The 23395-nt window shown below is 71.6% G+C and carries 20 protein-coding genes, 1 tRNA gene and 1 pseudogene; 8 read left to right on the top strand and 14 right to left on the bottom strand.

The features are described 5' to 3' along the window. Nucleotides 1–33 precede the first annotated feature (33 nt). Complete coding sequence (locus tag AB0K65_RS02185) at nt 34–1842, top strand: GAF domain-containing protein (RefSeq protein WP_365713365.1); 1809 nt, start codon at nt 34–36, stop codon at nt 1840–1842. Between the two features lie 237 nt (nt 1843–2079). Here the strand turns inward: AB0K65_RS02185 and AB0K65_RS02190 are convergent, their stop codons facing one another. The 7 genes from AB0K65_RS02190 to AB0K65_RS02220 form a co-directional block, all read right to left on the bottom strand. Next, nucleotides 2080–2937 carry a Cof-type HAD-IIB family hydrolase gene (locus AB0K65_RS02190; protein ID WP_365713367.1) on the bottom strand — a complete coding sequence of 286 codons (858 nt, stop codon included), beginning with the start codon at nt 2935–2937 and terminating at the stop codon, nt 2080–2082. 126 nt (nt 2938–3063) lie between these two features. Next, nucleotides 3064–3966: an LLM class flavin-dependent oxidoreductase gene (locus AB0K65_RS02195; protein WP_365713369.1), complete on the bottom strand. Its 903-nt coding sequence runs from the start codon at nt 3964–3966 to the stop codon at nt 3064–3066. A gap of 138 nt (nt 3967–4104) precedes the next feature. Beyond that, on the bottom strand, nt 4105–4557 hold the full coding sequence (locus AB0K65_RS02200) for a hypothetical protein (RefSeq protein ID WP_365713371.1): 453 nt from the start codon (nt 4555–4557) through the stop codon (nt 4105–4107). Between the two features lie 113 nt (nt 4558–4670). Beyond that, nucleotides 4671–5225, bottom strand: a complete 555-nt coding sequence (locus AB0K65_RS02205; protein ID WP_365713373.1) for an RNA 2'-phosphotransferase — start codon at nt 5223–5225, stop codon at nt 4671–4673. 141 nt (nt 5226–5366) lie between these two features. Continuing rightward, nucleotides 5367–6323 (bottom strand): MerR family transcriptional regulator, encoded by a 957-nt coding sequence (locus tag AB0K65_RS02210; protein ID WP_365713374.1) that lies wholly within the window; start codon nt 6321–6323, stop codon nt 5367–5369. Nucleotides 6324–6407: 84 nt separating this feature from the next. Then, nucleotides 6408–8189, bottom strand: coding sequence for an SDR family oxidoreductase (locus tag AB0K65_RS02215; protein ID WP_365713376.1), 1782 nt, complete (start codon nt 8187–8189; stop codon nt 6408–6410). Next, on the bottom strand, nt 8186–9034 hold the full coding sequence (locus tag AB0K65_RS02220; RefSeq protein WP_365713378.1) for a M24 family metallopeptidase: 849 nt from the start codon (nt 9032–9034) through the stop codon (nt 8186–8188). The genes AB0K65_RS02215 and AB0K65_RS02220 overlap by 4 nt, the downstream gene beginning before the upstream one ends. A gap of 250 nt (nt 9035–9284) precedes the next feature. Between AB0K65_RS02220 and AB0K65_RS02225 the strand changes: the two genes are divergently transcribed. From AB0K65_RS02225 to AB0K65_RS02240, 4 genes are read left to right on the top strand one after another with little or no spacing between them, the layout of a single operon-like run. Further along, nucleotides 9285–10253 carry an ABC transporter ATP-binding protein gene (locus AB0K65_RS02225; protein WP_365713659.1) on the top strand — a complete coding sequence of 323 codons (969 nt, stop codon included), beginning with the start codon at nt 9285–9287 and terminating at the stop codon, nt 10251–10253. After that, nucleotides 10250–11152 (top strand): ABC transporter permease, encoded by a 903-nt coding sequence (locus tag AB0K65_RS02230; protein WP_365713380.1) that lies wholly within the window; start codon nt 10250–10252, stop codon nt 11150–11152. Before AB0K65_RS02225 ends, AB0K65_RS02230 begins: the two co-directional genes overlap by 4 nt. Nucleotides 11153–11201: 49 nt before the next feature. Beyond that, nucleotides 11202–12113 carry an ABC transporter ATP-binding protein gene (locus AB0K65_RS02235; protein ID WP_365713382.1) on the top strand — a complete coding sequence of 304 codons (912 nt, stop codon included), beginning with the start codon at nt 11202–11204 and terminating at the stop codon, nt 12111–12113. A gap of 14 nt (nt 12114–12127) precedes the next feature. Then, nucleotides 12128–12847, top strand: coding sequence for an ABC transporter permease (locus AB0K65_RS02240; RefSeq protein ID WP_365713384.1), 720 nt, complete (start codon nt 12128–12130; stop codon nt 12845–12847). Nucleotides 12848–12923: 76 nt separating this feature from the next. Here AB0K65_RS02240 and AB0K65_RS02245 read toward each other — a convergent pair whose 3' ends face one another. Both AB0K65_RS02245 and AB0K65_RS02250 read right to left on the bottom strand, forming a co-directional pair. Continuing rightward, nucleotides 12924–14255: an MFS transporter gene (locus AB0K65_RS02245; protein ID WP_365713386.1), complete on the bottom strand. Its 1332-nt coding sequence runs from the start codon at nt 14253–14255 to the stop codon at nt 12924–12926. A gap of 132 nt (nt 14256–14387) precedes the next feature. Beyond that, entirely contained in the window at nt 14388–15065 is a 678-nt protein-coding gene (locus AB0K65_RS02250; RefSeq protein ID WP_365713388.1) for an FCD domain-containing protein, read from the bottom strand. A gap of 117 nt (nt 15066–15182) precedes the next feature. Here AB0K65_RS02250 and lpdA point away from each other — a divergent pair, with 117 nt between their 5' ends. The 3 genes from lpdA (at nt 15183) to AB0K65_RS02265 (ending at nt 17474) form a co-directional block, all read left to right on the top strand. Then, nucleotides 15183–16586 carry a dihydrolipoyl dehydrogenase gene (gene lpdA, locus AB0K65_RS02255; RefSeq protein ID WP_365713390.1) on the top strand — a complete coding sequence of 468 codons (1404 nt, stop codon included), beginning with the start codon at nt 15183–15185 and terminating at the stop codon, nt 16584–16586. Nucleotides 16587–16714: 128 nt separating this feature from the next. Then, nucleotides 16715–17320 carry a rhomboid-like protein gene (locus AB0K65_RS02260; protein WP_365713392.1) on the top strand — a complete coding sequence of 202 codons (606 nt, stop codon included), beginning with the start codon at nt 16715–16717 and terminating at the stop codon, nt 17318–17320. 69 nt (nt 17321–17389) lie between these two features. Then, nucleotides 17390–17474, top strand: a tRNA-Ser gene (locus AB0K65_RS02265). Between the two features lie 203 nt (nt 17475–17677). Here the strand turns inward: AB0K65_RS02265 and AB0K65_RS02270 are convergent. From AB0K65_RS02270 to AB0K65_RS02290, 5 genes and pseudogenes are all read right to left on the bottom strand, one after another. Further along, a complete protein-coding gene (locus AB0K65_RS02270) occupies nt 17678–18484 on the bottom strand; it encodes an HAD family hydrolase (protein ID WP_365713394.1) in 807 nt (268 codons plus the stop codon). Beyond that, entirely contained in the window at nt 18481–19770 is a 1290-nt protein-coding gene (gene serS, locus AB0K65_RS02275) for a serine--tRNA ligase (RefSeq protein WP_365713396.1), read from the bottom strand. The genes AB0K65_RS02270 and serS overlap by 4 nt, the downstream gene beginning before the upstream one ends. Nucleotides 19771–20345: 575 nt before the next feature. Further along, nucleotides 20346–21281 carry a prephenate dehydratase gene (pheA, locus tag AB0K65_RS02280; protein ID WP_365713398.1) on the bottom strand — a complete coding sequence of 312 codons (936 nt, stop codon included), beginning with the start codon at nt 21279–21281 and terminating at the stop codon, nt 20346–20348. A gap of 55 nt (nt 21282–21336) precedes the next feature. Next, a complete protein-coding gene (efeB, locus tag AB0K65_RS02285) occupies nt 21337–22596 on the bottom strand; it encodes an iron uptake transporter deferrochelatase/peroxidase subunit (protein WP_365713661.1) in 1260 nt (419 codons plus the stop codon). Nucleotides 22597–22639: 43 nt separating this feature from the next. After that, a pseudogene (locus tag AB0K65_RS02290) lies at nt 22640–23395 on the bottom strand (hypothetical protein); the annotation flags it as partial.

The raw sequence follows: 23395 nt of genomic DNA on the forward strand, positions 1-23395 counted from the left end.
TCTCGCCAAATGGGACTTACTAGGCTCAAGGTCATGACCGCCGCCGTGCCCGACCCTCCGGACGCCCGGGACTCCCAGGCTCCGCACGCCCCTGTGGACCGCGTGGTCCCCGTGGGCCCCGCGGATCCCGGGACGTCCGACCCCCTCGACGCAGCGACCCGGGCCGCCCGCGGCCTGCACGGCCTGTCCACGGAACTCACCGCCCGGGTGCCCCAGCTCCTGGAGGCGATGCGCTCCGTCGGTACCGGCCTGGAACTCCACTCCACCCTCGACCGCATCTGCGAGACGGCCGCCGAGCTCGCCGACGCCCGCTACGCCGCCATCGGGGTCGTCGACGAGGAGGGCGACGGCCTCTCCGACTTCGTCACCCACGGCGTGGACGAGGACGAGGCGCACCGCATCGGACGGCGGCCCGACGGCCGAGCCGGGCTCCTCGGCGCCCTGATCCGGGAACCCCGGACGATCCGGCTCGCCGATCTCTCCTCCGATCCGCGTTCGGAGGGGTTCCCGCCCGGCCACCCTCCGATGAGGAGCTTCCTCGGTGTCCCGATCCGGGTGCAGGGCGAGGTCTTCGGAAATCTGTACCTCTCCGAGAAACGCGACGGGAGCGAGTTCAACGACTACGACGTCCACATGGTCCGCGTCCTCGCCACCGAGGCCGGGATCGCCGTCGGCAACGCCCGGCTGTACGAGGCCGCCCGCCAGCGGGAACGCTGGATCGACGGCTCGGTCGCCGTCACCACCGCGCTGCTCTCCGGGGGAGACGCCGACGACGCCCTGACGGTCGTGGCCGAACAGGCCCGCCGGCTCGCCGACGCGGCGGCCGGGATCATGCTGCTGCCCGCCGAGGACGGCGGGCTGGAGATCGTCGCCGTCTCCTCCGACACGCCCTCGGAGTCCCTGGGCGTGGTCATCCCGCCGGAGAGCGCGGTGGTGGCACGGCTCCTCGACGGAGAGGCGGTGTTCCTGGACGACGCCTCCACCGACCCGCGGATGATCAGCCGGCTGGCCGCCCGGTTCGGGCCCAGCATGCTCCTTCCGCTGCACAGCGGGGGCAGGGTGCTCGGAGCGCTGGCGACGCCGCGCGCCAGGGGGGCGCGGCCGTTCACGGAGGCGGAGCGGACGCTGGCGACCCAGTTCGCCTCCCAGGCGGCGCTCGCCCTGATGATGGCCGACGCCCAGCGCGACCGTGAGCGCCTCGCCGTCTACGAGGACCGCGACCGGATCGCCCGGGACCTGCACGACCTGGTCATCCAGCGGCTCTTCGCCACCGGGATGATGCTGGAGAGCGCCCAGCGCAAGTCGCTCGTGCCCGCCGTGCGCGACGGGGTGGGCAAGGCGGTGGACGAGCTCGACGTGACGATCCAGGAGATCCGAACCGCCATCTTCGCGTTGCAGCAAGGGCCGGCCGAGGCTCCCTCGGGCCTGCGGACCCGGGTGCTGCGCGAGATCAACATGGCCGCCGTCCCCCTCGGTTTCACCCCCGTGCACCGCTTCCTCGGCGCGATCGACTCCACGGTCGGCGACCTCACCGGCAAGAACCTCGTCGCGGCTCTCCGCGAAGCGCTCTCCAACGCCTTCCGGCATGCCCACGCGACCCGCATCGAGGTCGTCGTGGACGCGGGCGCCGCGCTGCCCGACGGCAGCGCCGGTGTCCGGCTGTCGGTCGCCGACGACGGCATCGGCCTCCCCGAGGGCGGCCGGCGCAGCGGGCTGCGCAACCTGGCGCGGCGCGCCGAGTCGCTCGGCGGGTCGAGCTGGTGCGGCCCCGGTATCGGCGAGGACGGCGGCGGCACCACGGTCGTCTGGCAGGCCCCGCTGCAGCCGGCCGTGTCCCCTTAGGGCGTGTTGCGAAAGTCCCGCCTGCCCCGCGACGCCTGGCACGCACGTTCGCCGCGTTGTCGGGATCGTCCATGTACGTCCGGTACGAGGGTGGCCCTCCGCCTTGCGATCGCACGCACCGGACGCCGCGGGGGCCCGCCCTCCGGGCGGACGGCGCTCCTTTCGAAACACGCCCTAGCCCGCTTCCTCCGCCTCTCCGCCGGTGGGGGCCGGTCGAAGGAGGACGGGTGGGGCCGGTCAGTCGTCGAGGCTGCCCGCGAGGAGCCGCTCGATGACCACGGCCACTCCGTCCTCGTTGTTGGCGACCGTGTGGCCGGAGGCGGCGGCCAGCACGTCGGGGTGGGCGTTGCCCATGGCGTACGACCGGCCCGCCCAGCTGAGCATCTCGATGTCGTTGGGCATGTCACCGAAGGCGACCACCTCGTCCGCCGAGATGCCGCGCTCGGCGCAGCACAGGGCCAGGGTGGAGGCCTTGGAGACGCCGAGGCCGCTGATCTCGATCAGGGCGGTGGGGCTGGAACGGGTGATCGAGGCCATGTCTCCGGCCGCGACACGGGCCACGGTGAGGAAGCCGTCCGGGTCGAGCTCGGGGTGCTGGGCGAGCAGCTTCAGTACGGGGGCGGCGGCGCCCGGCTCCTCCTCGAAGAGGAGCTTCTCGGCGGTGGCGATGGTGGCCCCCGGGTCGAGGAAGAAGGGCGGGTACCCCGGCTCGTAGTGGATGCCGGTGGTCAGCTCGACCGCGAAGGTGGTGCCGGGGGCGGCGTCCCGCAGGGTCCGTACGACCTCCAGGGCGACCGACCGGTCCAGGGGCCGTACCTCGATGAACGTGCCGCCGGCGTGCAGGTCCACGACGGCCGCGCCGTTGGCGCAGATCGCCAGGCCGTGGCCGTGGACGTGGTCGGCGACCACGTCCATCCAGCGAGCCGGGCGGCCGGTGACGAAGAAGACCTCGACGCCGGCCCGCTCCGCGGCGGCGAGCGCCGCGACCGTGCGCTCCGAGACGGACTTGTCGTCGCGCAGCAGGGTGCCGTCGAGGTCGGTGGCGATGAGCCGGGGGGCCGGGGCGGCGGGAAGCGGAGGCTGGGGTGAGGTCACCGATCCATTCTTCCGTACACCGTGCACGGGCGTGCGGGTGGGCGCACATCTGAGTGGTCGGCGCCCGCCGCCCCCCGGTACCGGCTCCCCGGAGGCGCCGCTCCGGTACCGGCTCCCGGCCGTCGTTCAGCCGAGCTGGGCCACGGCCTCCGTGGCGATCCGCTCGAAGACCCGCTGGTCGGCGGCGAAGTCCGAGTCGGGGATGGGCCAGTGGATCACCAGTTCGGTGAAGCCCAGCTCCTGGTGGCGTCCGGCGAAGTCGACGAAGGCGTCCAGCGACTCCAGCGGACGCCCGCGGTCCGGGGTGAAACCGGTGAGCAGCACCTTCTCCAGCTCGGCCGTGTCCCGGCCGATCTCGGCGCAGGCCTTGCCGAGCTTCTCGATCTGGCCGCGCAGGGCTTCGACCGACTCCTCGGGGGTGCCTTCCTCGAAGAGCTTGGGGTCGCCGGTGGTCACCCACGCCTGCCCGTGCCGCGCGGCGAGCTTCAGCCCGCGGGGGCCGGTCGCCGCGACCGCGAAGGGGAGCCGGGGACGCTGGACGCAGCCGGGGAGGTTCCGGGCTTCCTCGGCGGAGTAGTGGGTGCCGCGCGAGGTGACCGCGCCTTCGGTGAGGAGGCGGTCGAGAAGCGGCAGGAACTCGCCGAACCGGTCCGCCCGCTCGCGCGGCGTCCAGGGTTCCTGGCCGAGCGCGGTGGCGTCGAAGCCGTTTCCGCCCGCGCCGATGCCGAGGGTGACGCGGCCGTCCGAGATGTCGTCCAGGGAGATCAGCTCCTTGGCGAGGGTCACCGGGTGGCGGAAGTTCGGCGAGGTCACCAGCGTGCCCAGGCGCAGCCGCCGGGTGACGGTCGCGGCGGCCGTGAGCGTCGGCAGGGCGCCGAACCACGGGCCGTCGCGGAAGGTCCGCCAGGACAGGTGGTCGTAGGTGTAGGCGGCGTGGAAGCCCAGCTCCTCGGCGCGCAGCCAGCGGTCACGGCCGCCGTCGTTCCAGCGGTGGACGGGCAGGATCACGGTGCTCAGGCGCAAGGTCATACCCACGAGCGTACGGCCGTCCCGGTGATCCTCCGGGGCGTGGTGCGCGGACGCCGGCGACCGGGACCGGTGGCCGCTCGGCACCGGAAGGGCGGCCGCTCGGTGGCCGGGGCGGGTGAGCGCCCCGGTCGGCGAGGCTCAGCGGACCCGCGTGCTGAGCCAGGGGCTGAGCGTTCCGGCGGGGACGAGTTCCTTGTACGTCTCGTCGCCGGGCAGGGGGACGACCAGCCACCATCCCGGCGGGAAGAACCTGCCCTTCACCGAGGCGAGACCTCCGTGGACGGAGCGGAGGAAGGCGGGGACGGAGTCCCGGGGTACGTCGTCGAACTCCACGTCGTCGACGGTGATCCTGGCGTCGTCCTCGGGGAAGAGCCGTACGGTCACGGACGGGGAGCCGCCGAGCTCGATGAAGGCCTCGTGGGGCAGGGAACCGTCGGGGTCGAGGACGGTGAAGGCGTCGGCGGAGGTCCGGCGGGAGGTCCGGTCGGCGCCAATGTCGTCGGTGACGCTGATGGCGAGGCCGTACTCCCGGGCGATCTCGCGGATCGCGGTGACGGCGGACTGGGTGGACGGCAGATGCGGGTGTCCCATAGGGCGATCATGCCGCAGGAGCGGCGCGGGCCCGGCGGCTTCCTCGGAGCCGGAAGGACCGGGGTGGGCCTCGGCAGGGCGTGGTGGGCCGGGGCGTGGTGGCCGGCGGCCCGTTACTCGGGGAGGCGGAGGAACTCCGGCGGCACCGCGTCGGTCAGCCAGACGCCGTTGGCGCTGACGTGGAACACATGACCGGCCCGGTGCATCGCGCCGGCGTCCACGCTCAGCACCAGGGGCCGGCCGCGTCGCGCGCCGACGCGGGTCGCCGTCTCCCGGTCAGGGGAGAGGTGGACGTGGTGGCGGGCCATCGGGCGCAGGCCCTCGGCTCGGATCGCGTCCAGGCGGGCGGCGACCGTACCGTGGAAGAGGTACGCGGGCGGTTCGGCGACCGGGAGGTCGAGGTCCACCTCGACGGTGTGTCCCTGGCTGGCGCGGATCCGGGTGCCCTCGACCGCGAAGCGCTTCTTGTCGTTACTCGCGACGACGTGGTCCAGCTCGGCGCGGGTGATCGGGAAGCCGTGCTCCGCCGCGGCCCGCAGGAGGGCGTCGATCTCGGTCCAGCCGTGCGCGTCGAGGACCAGGCCGATTCGTTCCGGTTGGTGGCGGAGGTGCTTGGAGAGGTACTTCGACACCTTCACGGTGCGTCTCTCGTCGAGGGGTCCGTTCATGGCGTCAGGATGCCGGAGAGTGGCCGACGTCACCATCGAATTCCGCGGCCCAGGTTTGATCCACAATGAACTCGGTTTATCCACAGGGGAATTGGCAGTTCTGTGGACAACGGCTCCAACTTATATGGGTACTTGCCCTATTCAAGTTTTTTCGAGCTTATTTGAGGCAAGGGAGTCCAACGACCGCTTCTGTACCTCGCGTTCGGCCGCCGTCGCGATGAAGGCGGACACGTTCTCCGCGCCAACAAGCTCCTGGACGGCCCGTATCGTCCCGGCCGGCAGCGCCACCTGCCGTGGCTCGTCGTCCCGTACCGGTGCGGGCTCGGCCGACAGGTGGTGCCGGAGATGGCGGGTGGCGAAGATCCGCATGGCACGCGCCAGTTCGGCGTCGACCGTCTGCTGAGCCAGCGGCCGAAGCCGACGCACCATCGTCGCGGCTTCCGCCGCGTCCGCGTCCGTCGGAGGGCGGTGCTCCAGATAACGAGCGAAGACATGCTCGGTCGTGAACTCCAGGAAACGCGAGGCGATGTGCTCGACCTGCACCCGAAGTTCCCTGAGATGCCCGGAGATAGCGGTGAGCGGCACTCCGGCCGCGTGCAACTCCGCCGCCACCGCCAGCTCTTGGGGACTGGGAACGAGGAACTCGTCGTCGCGTCCCGGAATCCGCTCCAGCACTCCCAGCTCGATCGCCTCCCGCACCGCCTCCTCGTCCGGCTCGCCGCCGAACGTGGCGTCCAGGTCCGCTCGGGTGATCCGGTCGGCCTCCTCGTCCGTCCACGGCCCGTCGACCTCCGCGACCAGGCCGAGGACCCCGCCGAGCCCCCGCCCCGCGTCCCAGGCCTCCAGCAGTTCCTTGATGGAGGCCAGGGTGTAGCCGCGGTCCAGCAGGTCGGCGATCTGCCGCAGCCGGGCGAGATGGGCGTCGCCGTAGACGTTCGACCGGCCGCGTCGCTCGGGGCGGGGCAGCAGGCCGCGGTCCTGATAGGCGCGGATCGTCCGGACCGTGGCGCCGCTGTGGTGGGCCAGGTCCTCGATCCGGTACTCGGCAGGGGACGGCCGCCCGCCCCCTCTCCCCGCTTGTGCCGACTGCTCCGCCACGACCGCTCCCACCGTCTTCCCGCCTGCCGCCCATCCCCTCGGGGGACCCTCCTGCGAGGGATGGTACGGTCCGTCGCCCATTGCTCAGGACGGCGGCTCCAGCCGGGCTATCACCCGCAGGGCTCCGGGGGCGAAACGGGACAAGAAGTGCGACCCGCGCGCCTCGGGAGTGACCGGGACGACAGCCTGGTCGCGCACCACCGCGCGCAGGATCGCGTCCGCGACCTTCTCCGGGGGGTAGTTGCGCAGCCCGTACAGCCGCTGGGCCTTCTGCCGCCGACGCCGCTGCTCCTCCTCGCCGGCGCCGGCGAACCGTGCCGTCGCGGTGATGTTGGTGTTCACGATGCCGGGGCAGATCGCCGAGACCCCGATGCCCCGGTCCGCCAGCTCGGCCCGCAGGCACTCGCTCAGCATCAGGACGGCCGCCTTGGACGTGCTGTAAGCGGGCAGGGCGCGCGAGGGCTGGAAGGCGGCGGCGGACGCGGTGTTGACGATGTGGCCGCCCTGACCCCGCTCGGCCATCTGCCCGCCGAAGACCCGGCAGCCGTGGATGACGCCCCACAGATTGACGTCGAGGACCTTCCTCCACTCCTCGGAGGTGGTCTCGAAGAACGAACCGGTCAGACCGATCCCGGCGTTGTTGACCAGGACGTCGACGATGCCGTACTCACTCGCCACCTTGGCGCCGAGCTTCTCCATGGCCTGCTCGTCACCGACGTCCACCGTCTCGGCCCATGCGGCGGGAGCGCCGATCAGCCGGGACATCTCGGCCGTCCGGGCGGCGCCCTCGGCGTCCCGGTCGACGGCGACGACCCGCGCCCCCGCCTCGGCGAACGCGAAGGCGGTGGCCCGGCCGATGCCGCTGGCCGCGCCGGTCACCAGGACCAGCTGTCCGCCGAACCGCTCGGCGTACTCCGGCCGTGTGCCGCTCGCCGCGGCGTTCCTCGGCGCCTTGGTCGCCGGGTCCTCGTTCGCCTCGACGAACTCGGTGATCCAGGCGGTCAGCTGGTCGGGCCGGGTGCGGGGCACCCAGTGCTTGGCGGTCAGGGAGCGCCGGGTCAGGTCCGGCACCCAGGGCGCCAGGTCGTCGTAGAGCCGCTCGGAGAGGAACGCGTCCCCGGTCGGGGTGATCAGCTGCACGGGCGCGTGGGCGTACGCGTCGGCGCGCGGCCGGCGCAGCCGCGAGCGGACGTTGTCGCGGTAGAGCCAGGCGCCGTGGGCCGCGTCCTCGGGGAGGGAAGACGTCGGATAGTCGCCCGTCGGGACCTTCTCGACGCGCTGGAGGAGACCCGGCCACCGCTTGCCGAGCGGTCCGCGCCAGGCCAGCTCCGGCAGCGCGGGCGTGTGCAGCAGGTAGACGTACCAGGACTTGGCTCCCTGGCCGAGGAGCTGGCCCACCCGGCGCGGAGTGGGCCGGGTCATCCGCCGCTTGATCCAGTGGCCGAAGTGGTCGAGGGACGGGCCGGACATCGAGGTGAAGGAGGCGATCCGGCCCTCCGTGCGCGAGACGGTCACGAACTCCCAGGACTGCACCGAGCCCCAGTCGTGCCCGACCAGGTGGACGGGCCGGTCCGGGCTCACCGCGTCGGCGACGGCCAGGAAGTCGTCCGTCAGCTTCTCCAGGGTGAACCCGCCGCGCAGCGGGGCCGGTGCCGTGGAGCGGCCGTGTCCCCGGACGTCGTACAGCACCACGTGGAAGCGCTCGGCGAGGCGGTGGGCCACCTCCGACCACACCTCCTTCGAGTCCGGGTATCCGTGCACCAGCAGCACGGTCGGCCGGCTCGTGTCGCCCAGCTCGGCGACACACAGCTCGATCCCGCCCGTACGGACCCGGCGCTCGCGCGCCCCTTCGAGACTCGCCTTCACTCCGCCCCCTCCTCAGCCCAGCGCCGCACGTGCGGCAGATCGTCGTCCAGCCAGAACGCGCTCTGCTCGGGGTCCCGGGAGTCGGTGACGACCAGGATCTCCTCGAACTTCGCGCCCGTCCCCCGGAAACCGAGGTGCGGCTCGACCGCCCACAGCCCCGGGCGGGGCGGGTGGTCGGAGAACGTGTACGGCGACCAGAGCGGCGACCAGCCGTCCCGGTGCCCGTGGACCGCGTCGCTCGCGAGACCCCTGAGCGACTGGGTGCCGAAGCCGAAGAGCGTCGGGGACCAGCGGCGCTCCCTCACCCGGTCGATCTTGTGGGCGATGACGCCGAAGGGATACGCGCGGTGCCGGTTGGCGTAGCCCTGGCGGACCATGAGCCGGTCCACGTCCTCATAGATCTCCCGCAGCGTGCGGCGCTCCCTGACCTCGCTCAGGATCAGCTCGCGGTGCGCCTCCAGATCGGCGAGCAGCTTGTCGTGCAGCGGATTGAGCCCCAGGCAGCCGGAATAGCCGACGTCGGCGGTGTAGCCCTTGTGGACCGGGGCCATGTCGAGGATGAAGGGCATCCCCGCCTCCAGCCGCCGGTCGGTGGGAAAGAACTGCAGGGGGATCCGGAATCCGACGAAGGCCGTGCGATCGCCGAACCAGGCGAACGGGCGGTGGAACCAGTCCCGCACCCCCCGCTCGCGCAGCCAGTCCCGCTGCATCCGCGCCGCCTCGCGCTCGGTCACCCCCGGCCGGAGCTGCGCCGCGACGGCTTCCGCACAGGCGTAGGAGAGGCGCTGCACCTCCCTGAACCCCCGCAGTTCCGCGGTCAGTTCACCTGTCACTGCTGAGGTCATGCCATACGTCCGTCCCGTGTGAGCGTATGCGTGCACTACGCGGCCGTAACTTGACACTGATGAATGTGACAATGCCCGGCGGCTGCGTCAAGGGGCCTGCGTCAGCCTGTGGAAAACCCGCCGCGGCGGGAGGCGCGAACGACTTTGGTCGCGGCTCCCTTACGGGTTCGTACTCCTGGAGTCGGATACGGACCGAGCCGTTGGGCTGACGACTGCCTGTGGTGTCCGCCACTACCGTCGAAGCGTGACTGTGATCGCTACCGAAAGCCTCAGCAAGCGGTTCCCCCGGGTGACCGCTCTCGACCGGCTCTCCCTGGACATCGGGCCCGGTGTGACCGGACTGGTGGGTGCCAACGGAGCCGGCAAGTCCACGATGATCAAAATCCTGCTCGGCCTCTCCCCCGCCACGGAGGGCACGGCCGCCGTGCTCGGCATGGACGTCTCCACCTCCGGCGCCCAGATCCGCGAGCGCGTGGGGTACATGCCCGAGCACGACTGCCTCCCGCCCGACGTCTCGGCCACGGAGTTCGTCGTCCACATGGCGCGGATGTCGGGGCTGCCGCCCACCGCCGCCCGTGAGCGGACGGCCGACACCCTGCGCCACGTCGGCCTGTACGAGGAGCGGTACCGCCCCATCGGCGGCTACTCGACGGGTATGAAGCAGCGGGTGAAGCTCGCCCAGGCGCTGGTCCACGACCCACAGCTGGTCCTCCTCGACGAGCCCACCAACGGCCTCGACCCCGTCGGCCGTGACGAGATGCTCGGCCTGATCCGCCGGGTCTGGACCGACTTCGGCATCTCGGTCCTCGTCACCTCGCACCTCCTGGGCGAGCTGGAGCGCACCTGCGACCACGTCGTCGTCATCGACGGCGGGCGGCTGCTGCGCTCCAGCTCGACCAGCGACTTCACCCAGACCACCACGACCCTCGCGGTCGAGGTCACCGACTCCGACACCCACCCGGACGGCACCCACGCCCTGCGGGCGGCCCTCGCCGCCGCGGGCGTCACCCTCCACGAGGGAGTCGAGGACGGGCTGCCCGGCGCCGGGCACATCCTCCTCGTCGAGGCCGCAGGCGAGGAGACCTACGACCTGGTCCGCGACACCGTCGCCGACCTGGGACTCGGTCTCGTCCGCATGGAGCAGCGCCGGCATCACATCGCCGAGGTCTTCCGTCCGCAGGGCTCCCCGGAGAAGCAGGAGGAGGTGCCGGCGCGATGAGCACCCACGCCCAGACCCCCGAGACCACCCAGATCCACAACATCGGCTACCGCTCCTACGACGGGCCGCGCCTCGGCCGGGCCTACGCCCGCCGCGCGCTGTTCTCGCAGTCGCTCCGCGGGGCGTACGGACTGGGCCGCAGCGCCAAGTCCAAGGTGCTCCCGATGATCCTCTTCGCCGTGATGTGCGTTCCCGCGCTGATCATCGTGGCGGTCGCGGTGGTCACCAAGGCGAACAAGCTGCCGCTCGACTACACGGCCTACGCGATCTACCTCCAGCTCGTCATCTGCATCTACCTCGCCGCCCAGGCCCCCCAGTCCGTCTCCCGGGACCTGCGGTTCAGAACGGTGCCGCTCTACTTCTCGCGCCCGATCGAGCGCACGGACTACGTCCTCGCCAAGTACGGGGCCATGGCCTCGGCGCTCTTCGTCCTGACGGCCGCGCCGCTGGTGATCCTCTTCGTCGGGGCGCTGCTCGCGAAGCTGGACTTCTCCGACCAGGCCGCGGGCTTCGGCCAGGGGCTGGTCTCCGTGGCGCTGCTCTCGCTGCTGTTCGGCGGGATCGGCCTGGTCATGGCCGCGCTCACCCCCCGCCGCGGCTTCGGCGTCGCCGCCGTCATCGCCACCATGGTGATCTCCTACGGCGCGGTCTCCACGCTCCAGGGCATCGCCTACGGCACGGACAACCTCGACGCCATCAAGTGGATCGGCCTGTTCTCGCCGGTCACGCTCATCGGCGGAGTGCAGAGCGCCTTCCTCGGCGCCAACACCTCCTTCCCCGGCGGGGAGGGCGTCGGCCCGGGCGCCGGAGTCGGCGCCGTGTACCTGCTGGTCGTCCTCGCGCTCATCGCCGGCTCGTACGGAGTCCTGATGCGCCGCTACCGAAAGGTGGGGCTGTGACCGCCCTCCCGTCGCCCACCACCACCCTTCCAAGGAATGGGCTGCGCCCATGAGCACTCTTCACATCGACCACGCCTCACGCTGGTTCGGCAACGTCGTGGCCGTCAACGACGTCACCATGACGATCGGCCCGGGCGTCACCGGCCTGCTCGGCCCCAACGGGGCCGGGAAGTCCACCCTCATCAACATGATGGGCGGCTTCCTCGCTCCCTCCACGGGCACGGTCACCCTCGACGGCGCGACGATCTGGCGCAACGAGTCCGTCTACCGCCAGATCGGCGTCGTGCCCGAGCGGGAGGCGATGTACGACTTCCTCACCGGACGCGAGTTCGTCGTCGCCAACGCCGAGTTGCACGGCCTGGGCGACAAGGAGGCCCATCGGGCGCTCGCCACGGTCGAGATGGAGTACGCGCAGGACCGCAAGATCGCGACCTACAGCAAGGGCATGCGGCAGCGCGTGAAGATGGCCTCCGCCCTCGTGCACGACCCGTCCGTGCTCCTGCTGGACGAGCCGTTCAACGGCATGGACCCGCGCCAGCGCATGCAGCTGATGGACCTGCTGCGCCAGATGGGCTCCGAGGGCCGCACGGTGCTCTTCTCCTCGCACATCCTGGAGGAGGTCGAGCAGCTCGCCTCGCACATCGAGGTGATCGTGGCCGGACGGCACGCCGCTTCCGGCGACTTCCGCAAGATCCGCCGACTGATGACGGACCGGCCGCACCGCTATCTCGTACGGTCCAGCGACGACCGGGCGCTCGCGGCCGCGCTCATCGCCGACCCGTCCACGGCCGGCATCGAGGTCGACCTCGCCGAGGGCGCCCTGCGCGTCCAGGCGGTGGACTTCGGCCGCTTCACGGAGCTGCTGCCCCGCGTCGCCCGGGCGCAGGGGATCCGGCTGCTGACGGTCTCGCCCTCGGACGAGTCCCTCGAATCGGTCTTCTCTTACCTCGTAGCGGCCTGAAAGGAGCCTGACCGATGTACAACCCCACAGTCGCCCGGCTCACCTACCGGGCCCTTCTCGGCCGCCGGCGGGCGCTGATCCTCTTCCTGCTGCCCGCCTTCCTGCTGCTGATCGCCGCAGCGGTACGGATGTTCAACGGTGCGGACGACCAGGTCGCGGCCGATGTCCTCGGCGGTTTCGCGCTCGCCACGATGGTGCCGCTGATCGGCGTCATCGCCGGAACGGGCGCGATCGGCCCGGAGATCGACGACGGTTCGATCGTCTATCTGCTGTCCAAGCCGGTGAAGCGGCCGTCGATCATCTTCACCAAGCTGATCGTCGCGATCGCCGTGACGATGGTCTTCTCCGCCGTGCCGACCTTCCTCGCCGGCATGATCCTCAACGGCAACGGCCAGCAGGTGGCGGTGGCGTACACCGTCGCGGCACTGGTCGCCTCCATCGCCTACAGCGCGCTCTTCCTGCTGCTCGGCACGGTCAGCCGGCACGCGGTCGTCATCGGCCTGGTCTACGCCCTGGTCTGGGAGGCCCTGTTCGGCTCGCTGATCTCCGGGGCGAAGACGCTCAGCGTGCAGCAGTGGGCGCTGGCGGTGGCCCAGAAGGTCAGCGGCGAGGGCCTGGTCTCCTCCGAGGTCGGTCTGCCGGCCGCGGTGGCGCTGCTCGTCGGCGTGACGGTCCTGGCGACCTGGTACGCGGGCCAGAAGCTGCGGACGCTGAAGCTGGCGGGCGAGGAGTAGACGCAACGCGACGCGGTCGGCGCGGTGTCGGCCCCCGTCCCCCTCACAGGCCGCGGGGGACGGGGGACCGGCGGGCTCAGACCTTCCGGTCCCTCGCCGCCAGCAGCCCGATGCCCAGAGCGGCCGCGCAGACGCACAGCACCAGGGCGATCGGCACCGTCCAGGAGCCGGTCGCCTGGTGCATCGCCCCCGCGGCCAACGGCCCGGCCGCGGCCAGCAGATAGCCGACGGTCTGGGCCATCCCGGAGAGCCGGGAGGCGGTCACCGCGTCCCCCGACCGCAGCACGATCAGCGTGAGGGCCAGGCCCACCGCCCCGCCCTGCCCGACACCGAGGACGGCGGACCACAGCCACGCCCCCTGCACCGGGGCGACCAGCAGCCCCGTGTACCCCGCCGCGACCAGGGTCGTGACGAGGACGACCAGCGGGCGCTGGCCGCGCATGTGCCCCGCGAGAAGCGGCACGGCGAAGGCGCCCGCCACCTGGATCAGGTTGTTGAAGGCGAAGACGACGCCCGCCGTCCCCGGGCTCATTCCGTGGTCGGTGAAGATGGTCGGCATCCAGGCGATCAGCACGTACGACCACAGGGACTGCAGGCCCATGAAGAGGGTGACCTGCCAGGCCAGGGCCGAGCGCCAGACGCTCCCGGCCCGCGCCGCGGGACCACCCGCCGGCCCGGCTCCCGCCCGTGACCCGCCCGCCGGCCCGGCTCCCGCCCGTGTTCCGGCCCCTGGACCCGCCGCCCGGGCCTGGTGACCCGTACGGCCCCGGGCGATCAGGACCTGGGGCAGCCAGGCCACCGCCGCGAGGGCCGCGAGGAGCGACCAGAAGGCCAGCGAGGCCTCCCACCGTCCGCCGAGAGCCCGCTCCAGAGGCACCGAGGCCGCCGCGACCACCGTGGCGCCCGCGATCATCGCGCCCGTGTAGACCGAGGTCATCGACGCCGCCCGGTCCGGGAAGTCCCGCTTGATCAGGCCCGGCATCAGCACGTTGAGCAGGGCGATCGCCGTGCCGACCAGGACACCGCCGCCGTACAGCGCGTACACGGACGGCAGGACGCGCACGAGGATGCCGACGCCGAGCAGGACCAGCGCGGCGAGCAGGACCGGTTCGGCGCCGAAGCGCCGCCCCAGCCACGGAGCCACCAGCGCGCCGGCCCCCAGGAAGAGCACCGGCACGGACGTCACCAGCGAACTCGCCGTGGAGGAGAGCCCGAAGGCCGCCGATATCTCCCCCACCAGCGGCGACACGCTCGCCAGCGCCGCCCGCATGTTGAGCGAGGCGAGCACGATCCCGACCATCAGCAGGGCGGGGTGCGCGAGCAACGCCCGGCGCCCGGCGGCCGCCTGGGGGGAGGGCCGGACGTCCGCCTCGGCGTCGACGAGCAGGGGTGTTTCGGGGCGTGACACGAGCGTTCCTTCTTCGTACGTACGGCGGTGAGGTGGCCGGCCGGGGCCGTGGCCGGGATGCGGCGGTCCCGCGGGCCACCGGGGCGGGCCCGCCGCCGGGGTGCGCAGGACCCGCGGGCCATCGGCCGGTGGTCAGCGGGCGGTGGTCAGCGCGGCGACCGTCTCCATCGGCACCCGCAGCAGCTCCCGGGCCTCCGCCTCGGCCGCCGCCGGGTCCCCCGCCTCGATCGCCGCGACCAGGGCCTCGTGCGCGTCGATGTCGACGGGCGGCATCTCCCGGTCACCCAGCGCCTCCACCAGCACCTCGTGCACCTGGGCGGAGAAGAAGCGGTACACCTCGACGAAGGCGGCGTTGTGCGTGGCCTCCACGACGGCCTGGTGGAAGGCCATGTCGGCGTCCGCGTCGCGGTCGCCCTCCTCGCGCAGCGTCCTCAGGGCCGCCCGGAGCCGCAGCAGGTCGTGGGTGTCCCTCCGCCCCGCCGCGAGCCGCGCGGCCTCCGCCTCCAGGGCGACCCGCAGTTCCAGGACATCCCGCGCACCCGCATGGCGCATTCCGCGCAGCACGGCCGCCGGGTCGGCGGTCGACCTGACGAACGTGCCGTTGCCCTGCCGGGACTCCAGGAGGCCGGCGTGGACGAGGACCCGTACCGCCTCGCGGACGGTGTTGCGACCGACGGCCAGCTGGGCCGCCAGCTCGTGTTCGGTGGGAATGCGGTCGCCGACGGCCCATTCGCCCTCCGCGAGCTGGGCCCGCAACTGCTCCACCACGGAGTCCACCAGCGAGGTCCGGCCCGCCGTCCTGAGCGCCATCATCACTCCTGTTCACCCGGTTGCCCAGTCATCCTACAAGTGTGCCCGTTCGGCCCCCGGGATTACTGTGGGCTCGTACGCGGACACGAACATCCTCACCACCTTCGGGAGTCAGTCATGTCAGACCGCTTCGACGTCGTCGTACTCGGAGCTGGCCCCGGCGGCTACGTCGCCGCCATCCGCGCCGCTCAGCTCGGCAAGCGGGTCGCGGTCGTCGAAGAGAAGTACTGGGGCGGTGTCTGCCTGAACGTCGGCTGCATCCCGACCAAGGCTCTGCTGCGCAACGCCGAGCTCGCCCACATCTTCCAGCACGAGGCCAAGACCTTCGGCATCAAGGTGGACGGCACCGTCTCCTTCGACTACGGCGAGGCGTTCCGCCGCAGCCGCTCGGTCGCGGACGGCCGGGTCAAGGGCGTCCACTTCCTGATGAAGAAGAACGGGATCACCGAGTTCGACGGCCGGGGCACCTTCCTCGACGCGAACACCCTCCAGGTGGCCACGTCCGACGGCGCCACGCAGACGATCACCTTCGACAACTGCATCATCGCCACCGGCGCGACCCCGCGTCTGCTGCCCGGGACCGCCCGCAGCGAGCGCGTGGTGACGTACGAGGAGCAGATCGTCGCCGCGGACCTGCCGCGGTCGATCGTCATCGCCGGCGCGGGTGCGATCGGCATCGAGTTCGCGTACGTCCTGCACAACTACGGCGTGAAGGTCACCATCGTCGAGTTCCTGGACCGGATCGCCCCGCTCGAGGACGAGGACGTCTCGAAGGAACTGGCCAAGCAGTACCGCAAGCTCGGCATCGACGTCCTGACCTCCACCCGCGTCGAGACGATCGACGAGTCGGGTCCCCAGGTCCGGGTCACCGTCACCGGCAAGGACGGCGCCCAGAAGGTGCTGGAGGCCGACAAGGTCCTGCAGGCCATCGGGTTCGCCCCGAACGTCACCGGCTACGGCCTGGAGAAGACCGGCGTGGCGCTCACCGAGCGCGGCGCGATCGACGTCGACGGCCGCTGCCGCACCAGCGTCCCGCACATCTACGCCATCGGAGACGTGACCGCGAAGCTCATGCTCGCGCACACCGCCGAGGCCATGGGCGTCATCGCCTCGGAGACCATCGCGGACGCCGAGACCATGGAGCTCGACTACCCCATGATCCCGCGCGCCACCTACTGCCAGCCGCAGATCGCCAGCTTCGGCTGGACCGAGGCGCAGGCGCGGGAGAAGGGCTTCGACGTCAAGGTCGCGAAGTTCCCCTTCACCGCGAACGGCAAGGCGCACGGCCTCGGCGACTTCACCGGCTTCGTCAAGATCATCAGCGACGCGAAGTACGGCGAGATCATCGGCGCTCACCTGATCGGCCCCGACGTCACCGAGCTGCTGCCCGAGCTGACGCTGGCACAGCAGTGGGACCTGACCGTCCACGAGGTGGCGCGCAACGTGCACGCGCACCCCACGCTGGGCGAGGCCGTCAAGGAAGCGATCCACGGCCTGGCCGGCCACATGATCAACTTCTGAGTCCCGGACGGCGACGGCGTCTCACGGCCTCGCGGGCGCTCCGGTTCTCAGAAATCCCCCACGTCGCGGTGGTAGGTACGTGCGAGATCCTCCCGGGTGGCGAACCTTCGCGACCGATCAGGTCGTGGGTGCGTTCGTCACCCGGTACGCATGTCTGGCTGCTGATCATCGCGATCACCGGCGTCGTCATCGCGCTGTCCTCCGACGGCCGGGGGCGCTATCTCCTCCACCGCAACAGCAGCAACCTGCACCAGCTCGCGCACCATCCCCTTCAGGCCCTGCTCGGCAGCGCGTTCTGGATCGAGAACCCCGCGGCCCTCCCGCTGTACGCGCTGCTTTTCGAGGTCTTCCACGCGCCCGTCGAGAGGTGGCTCGGCACCCCTCGATGGCTCTTCACGGTCGCCGCCGCGCACATCGCGGCCACTCTCGTCAGCCAGCAGGTCGTCCTGGAGGCGATCCGGGACCACGACGTGCCGCGCAGCATGGCCCATGCGGTCGACATCGGGGTGAGCTACGGCCTCGCCGCGTCGGCGGGCATCCTGACCTATCGCCTGGCGCGTCCGTGGCGGTGGTTCCACCTCGCGGGGGCGGTCACGTTCTTCGCCGTACCGCTGGCCACGCACCCCACCTGCACCGATCTGGGGCACGCGATCTCCCTGCTGATCGGCCTCGCCTGCCGGCCGCTGACGCGCGGAAAACCGGTGGCCGTCGCGCGGCGGCCTCCCGCAGACTGAGGGCGCGGGGGACGCTCCGCCGGGGCGGTCGCTTCGAGCGCGCGGTGCGTCCGCGCGGACCGCCCCTCCGGAGGATTGGCCGAGTGGTAAGGCAGCGGCTTGCTAAGCCGTCGTCGGGGTCGCCCCCGCGCGCGTTCGATCCGCGCATCCTCCGCGCGTCCGCGTATCCAGCGCACGGCCCCGGTCGTCGCCCAAGCGTCTGCTACGAAGCCTCGAGCGTGGCGCTCGCGTGCGGAAACGGGTCGCGCGTGGGAACAAAGGCCCCCGTGCGGAAACACCCCCGCACGTGGCCGCAGCCCTAGCACGCAGCCCCCCGCGTGGCTCAGGCCGCGCGGGCGCGGGGCCGGCGCTCCGGCGTCAGCGCGACAGCAGGCGCTCCAGGACGACCGCGATGCCGTCGTCCTCGTTCGACGACGTCACCTCGTCCGCCACCGCCTTCAGCTCGTCGTGCGCGTTCGCCATGGCCACCCCGCGGGCCGCCCAGGCGAACATCGGGATGTCGTTCGGCATGTCCCCGAACGCGATGGTCTCCGCCGCCTTCACGCCCAGCCGGCGTGCCGCGAGCGAGAGACCGGTCGCCTTGCTCAGGCCGAGCGGAAGGATCTCCACGATGCCCGCACCCGCCATGACGACGTCCACGAGGCTGCCGACCGTCTCGCGCGTGACCCGCGCCAGCTCGTCGTCCGACAGGGTGGGGTGCTGGATGTACACCTTGTTCAGCGGGGCCGCCCACAGCTCCGACGGGTCCTCGTACGGCACCGACGGAAGCGCGCCTTCCAGGACGCGGTAGCCCGGGCCCACGAGGACCTGGCCGTCCAGGCCGTCGCGGCTCGCCGCGAGCGCCAGCGGGCCCACCTCCGCCTCGACCTTCGACAGCGCCAGACCGGCGAGCTGCCGGTCCAGCGTCAGCGAGGTCAGCAGCCGGTGTTCACCCGCGTGATAGACCTGGGCGCCCTGTCCGCACACCGCCAGACCGTCGTAGCCGAGATCGTCGAGGACGTGCCGCGTCCACGGCACCGACCGGCCCGTGACCACGATGTGCGCCGCTCCCGCCGCCACCACGGCGGCGAGGGCGTCGCGCGTGCGTTCCGAGACGGACTCGTCGCCACGCAGCAGCGTGCCGTCCAGGTCCGTCGCGACGAGCCGGTAGGGGAAGGGGCTCACTTGGAGATCGGCTCCAGGACCTCACGGCCGCCGAGGTACGGACGCAGCGCCTCGGGCACGCGCACCGAGCCGTCGGCCAGCTGGTGGTTCTCCAGGATCGCCACGATGGTGCGCGGGACGGCGCACAGCGTGCCGTTCAGCGTCGCCAGCGGCTGGACGACCTTCTTGCCGTCGCGCTCGTCGCGCATCCGGACGGAGAGCCGCCGCGCCTGGAAGCCGTCGCAGTTGGACGCCGAGGTCAGCTCGCGGTACTTGCCCTGGGTGGGGATCCACGCCTCGCAGTCGAACTTCCGCGAGGCGGAGGAGCCGAGGTCGCCGGTGGCCACGTCGATGACCTGGAAGGGAAGCTCGAGGCTGGTCAGCCACTGCTTCTCCCAGTCGAGGAGGCGCTTGTGCTCGTTCTCGGCGTCCTCCGGAGCGACGTACGAGAACATCTCGACCTTGTCGAACTGGTGGACACGGAAGATGCCCCGGGTGTCCTTGCCGTACGTACCCGCCTCGCGGCGGAAGCACGGCGAGAAGCCGGCGTACCGCAGCGGCAGCTTGTCCGCGTCGATGATCTCGTCCATGTGGTACGCGGCGAGGGGAACCTCGGACGTACCGACGAGGTAGTAGTCGTCCTTCTCCAGGTGGTAGACGTTCTCCGCGGCCTGGCCGAGGAAGCCCGTGCCCTCCATGGCGCGCGGGCGGACCAGCGCCGGCGTCAGCATCGGGATGAACCCGGCCTCCGTCGCCTGCGCGATCGCGGCGTTGACGAGCGCGAGCTCCAGGAGCGCGCCGACGCCCGTCAGGTAGTAGAAGCGCGAGCCGGAGACCTTGGCACCCCGCTCGACGTCGATGGCGCCCAGGGCCTCGCCCAGCTCCAGGTGGTCCTTGGGCTCGAAGCCCTCGGCCGCGAAGTCGCGGATGGTTCCGTGGGTCTCGAGGACGACGAAGTCCTCCTCGCCGCCGACCGGCACGTCCTCGTGGACGATGTTGCCGAGCTTGAGGAGGAGGGCGCGCGCGGTCTCGTCGGCCTCGTTCTGCTCCGCTTCGGCGGCCTTGACGTCGGTCTTGAGCTGGTCGGCCTTCTGCAGGAGCGCGGCGCGCTCCTCGGGGGTGGCCTTGGGGATCAGCTTGCCGAGCGCCTTCTGCTCGGAGCGGAGCTCGTCGAAGCGGACGCCGGACGACCTGCGCCGCTCATCGGCGGAGAGCAGGGCGTCGACGAGTTCGACGTCCTCTCCACGGGCGCGCTGGGAGGCGCGAACACGGTCGGGGTCCTCACGGAGCAGGCGAAGGTCAATCACCCCACCAGGCTACCGGTGCGGGCTCGCGGCACCCCACCCGATATCGCCGTGCGTGTCGGTTTGCCCTAATTGCGAGGATGGGGAAACGCTCTCCCTATTCGTCAATAAAGGGGGTCCGAGCCGCCGAAAAGGGGCGGATCGCCGGGCTGCGCTTGACCGAACAGCCTTGAACTCTGTCTGACTTCTCCACAGGAGTGGGGGCCTCCGGCGAGTTATCCACAGCCTGTGTGGTGGATCTGTGGATTGCTGGCAAGATCCTTCCGAAACGGACAGGCGGGATCTGGAATTCCTCGATCAAACCCCACTCACACACTCATTCGGGTGGGAATTCCTCGCCCTAAAGAGTTGATCAAGGGAATAGGGGTGACACGGGCGACATGGAGCGCTGTGGATGGGTGTGGAGTGGCTAGGGTGATTTGTCGACCATGTCCGTGGGTCATGTCGACTTGTCCCCAGGTCGAGAACGAAGCCTGTGGATAACTTCTGTGGGTAACTGAAAAGTATGCAGGTAGGACTAATGGTCCACACCTGTGGACGACCGCCTCCGGCCCGGGAGGCGCTCGGGCACCATCGAGTCAGGCCCGACCGTCCTGGGCCCTCGCCAGCCAATCGGAGGCCGCCATGAACTCCGCGTCCGACGTCCCGGGCCGCAATACCCGGACGTCCTTCACCGCGACGCCCGCCCTCGGGTACGAACCGAGGAACCGCACCTTCGGACACATCCGCTTCAGGCCCATGAGAGCCTCGCCGACGCGGCGGTCCGAGATATGGCCCTCGGCGTCCACGGCGAAGCAGTAGTTGCCGATGCCGGCGCCCGTCGGGCGGGACTGGATCAACATCAGGTTGACCCCGCGCACCGCGAACTCCTGCAGCAGTTCGAGGAGGGCACCGGGATGGTCCTCGCCGAGCCACAGCACGACCGAGGTCTTGTCCGCGCCGGTCGGCGCCGCGGGCCGGGCCGGCCTGCCCACCAGGACGAACCGGGTCTCGGCGTTCTCGGCGTCGTGGATCTCGGTGACCAAGGGCTCCAGGCCGTAGGTCGCCGCGGCGAACTCGCCCGCGAAGGCCGCGTCGAAGCGGCCTTCCTGGACGAGCCGGGCGCCGTCCGCGTTGGACGCGGCGGACTCCCACAGCGCGTCGGGCAGGTGAGCGCCCAGCCACTTCCGTACCTGCGGCTGGGCCACGGGGTGGCCGGTGACGGTCTTGATCTCGGACAGCTGGGTGCCCGGCCGTACGAGCAGCGCGAAGGCGATGGGGAGGACGACCTCGCGGTAGATCATCAGCGGCTCGCCGGAAGCCAGCTCGTCCAGGGTGGCGGTGACCCCGCCCTCCACCGAGTTCTCGATCGGTACGAGAGCGGCAGCGGCCTGTCCGTTGCGCACGGCGTCCAGGGCGGCCGGGACCGAGACCATCGGAACGAGTTCTCGGGTCGCGGCCTCGGGCAGCGTACGCAGCGCGGCCTCCGTGAAGGTGCCTTCGGGACCGAGATACGTATACCGGGTGGCTGACATACGGTCACCCTAATGGGCCCCGGAGGCGGCCGCCGCGCCCCGGCACAGGCGCCTCCTACGACTCCAGGAGGCGCTGACCCACGTACTCGCCCTCGGCCGCCCCGCCCGGCACGGCGAAGAGGCCGCTCGCCTCGTGCCGGATGAAGGGGGACAGGGCGTCGCCCCGGTCCAGCTTGCGCTGGACGGGCACGAAACCCCGCAGCGGATCGGCCTGCCAGCAGATGAAGAGCAGACCGGCGTCGGGCGCACCGTCCGGACCGATGCCGTCGTGGAAGGAGAACGGCCGACGCAGCATGGCCGCTCCGCCGTTCTGTTCGGGGGCGGAGATCCGGGCGTGGGCGTTGTCCGGGATCACCGGCTTTCCGTCCGGGCCGAACTTCGTCAGGTCGAGTTCGGTGGTCTCGGTGCCGCCGGTCAGCGGGGCGCCGTCCGACTTACGCCGTCCGATGACCTTCTCCTGCTTGGCCAGGGGCAGCTTCTCCCAGTCGTCGAGCAGCATCCGGATCCGGCGGACGACGGCGTACGAGCCACCGGACATCCACTCCTGAACGACCGCGCCGCCCGTTTCCGACCCGCCACCCGCGCCCGCGCCCTGTGCCGGGACGAAGATCCGCCGGTCGAAGTCCGGCTCGGAGGGCTTCGGGTTGCCGGTGCCGTCCACCTGGCCCATGAGGTTGCGGGCGGTCATCGGCCGGGCGGTGGCGCCCGCCGAGCGGTTGAAGCCGTTCATCTGCCAGCGCACCTTCGCCGCCGCACCCGCGTCCTTCTGCAGCGCGCGCAGGGCGTGGAAGGCGACCAGGGCGTCGTCCGCGCCGATCTGCACCCACAGGTCGCCTTCCGAACGCTTCGGGTCGAGGGCGTCGGCCGAGAAGGCGGGCAGCGGGTCGAGCTGCACGGGCCGACGGGCGTCGAGCCCCGTGCGGCCGAAGAAGGAGTGGCCGAAGCCGAAGGTGACGGTGAGGGACGAGGGCCCCGCGTCGAGGGCGACGCCGGTGTCGTCGGTGGACGGCTTGCCTTCCATCAGCGCCTTGGCCGTCGCCGACCATCGTCGGAGCAGGGCGGCGGCCTCCTTGCGGCCCGCGCCGGCAGCGAGGTCGAAGGCGACGAGATGGCCCCGGGACTGGAGCGGAGTGGTGATCCCCGCTTGATGTTTCCCGTGAAACATCACGGCCGTCGTTCCGACGCTGGTCAGCGCGGGGGAGGTGCTCGTGCCGGAGCCCGAGCCGTCGCCCGAGGCTGCCGCGTACACCCCGGCGCCGCCGGCGGCGCCGAGAGCGAGCCCGGCGGCACCCGCCGCACCGACCGTGCCGAGCATCCGACGCCGGGAGAGTTCGAGGTTGTCCTGGTCGCTCACTGGCTCAGCCGATCTTCACGTTCTTGTCGATGGTGGTCTGGTCGATGTCGGAGGTACGGACCGTCACCTGGATCTGCCATTCGCCGGGCATCGGGATCTGGACGCCGTTGGCGCTCCAGTGCCCGGTCTGGATGCGGTCGGGCAGGACGGGCAGCGGGCCGACGTTCTTCTCCTTGAGGGTGAAGGCGACCTTGATCTCGGGGACGTCGAGCGGGCGCCCGTTGGGCCGGTCCACGTAGATGTGCAGCGCGTTGGCGCCGGTCCGGCCGGGGTCGAGGCTGAGCCGTACCGTCCCCTTGCCGTCCACGCCGCCGGTGTCGAAGGGCAGCCTGATGTCGACGGGGCGGTCGGGGACGGCGAGGGAGCCCGAGGCCGCAGAGGTCCGGCCGGCCTCCTCCTCGGTGCGCCCGGGCTCGGTCGAGGTCAGGACGGTCGTCACGGCGAGGAGCACCACGGCTACGGCCGCCTCGGTGAGGACCGAGCGTCGCAGCCCGGCGCGCTCGGGGTCGGCGTCCCGGTCCCGCTTGCGGCGGGCGGTGGCGACGGCGGCACGCTGCCGGGCGAGCTGGGCGGCCCGCTCGGGGCCGACGTCACCCGCCCCGACGTCACCCGCCCCGGCCTGCTCCGTACCGGCCTGCCCGGCGCCCTCTTCCGTACCGGCTTCCCCGGTCGCCTCCCGCGCCCCGGCTTGCTCGGTGGCCTGCTCCGTACCGGCTTCCCCGGTCGCCTCCCGCGCCCCGGCTTGCTCGGTGGCCTGCTC

This window comes from Streptomyces sp. NPDC053755 (genome assembly GCF_040677675.1).
Lineage (GTDB): Bacteria > Actinomycetota > Actinomycetes > Streptomycetales > Streptomycetaceae > Streptomyces.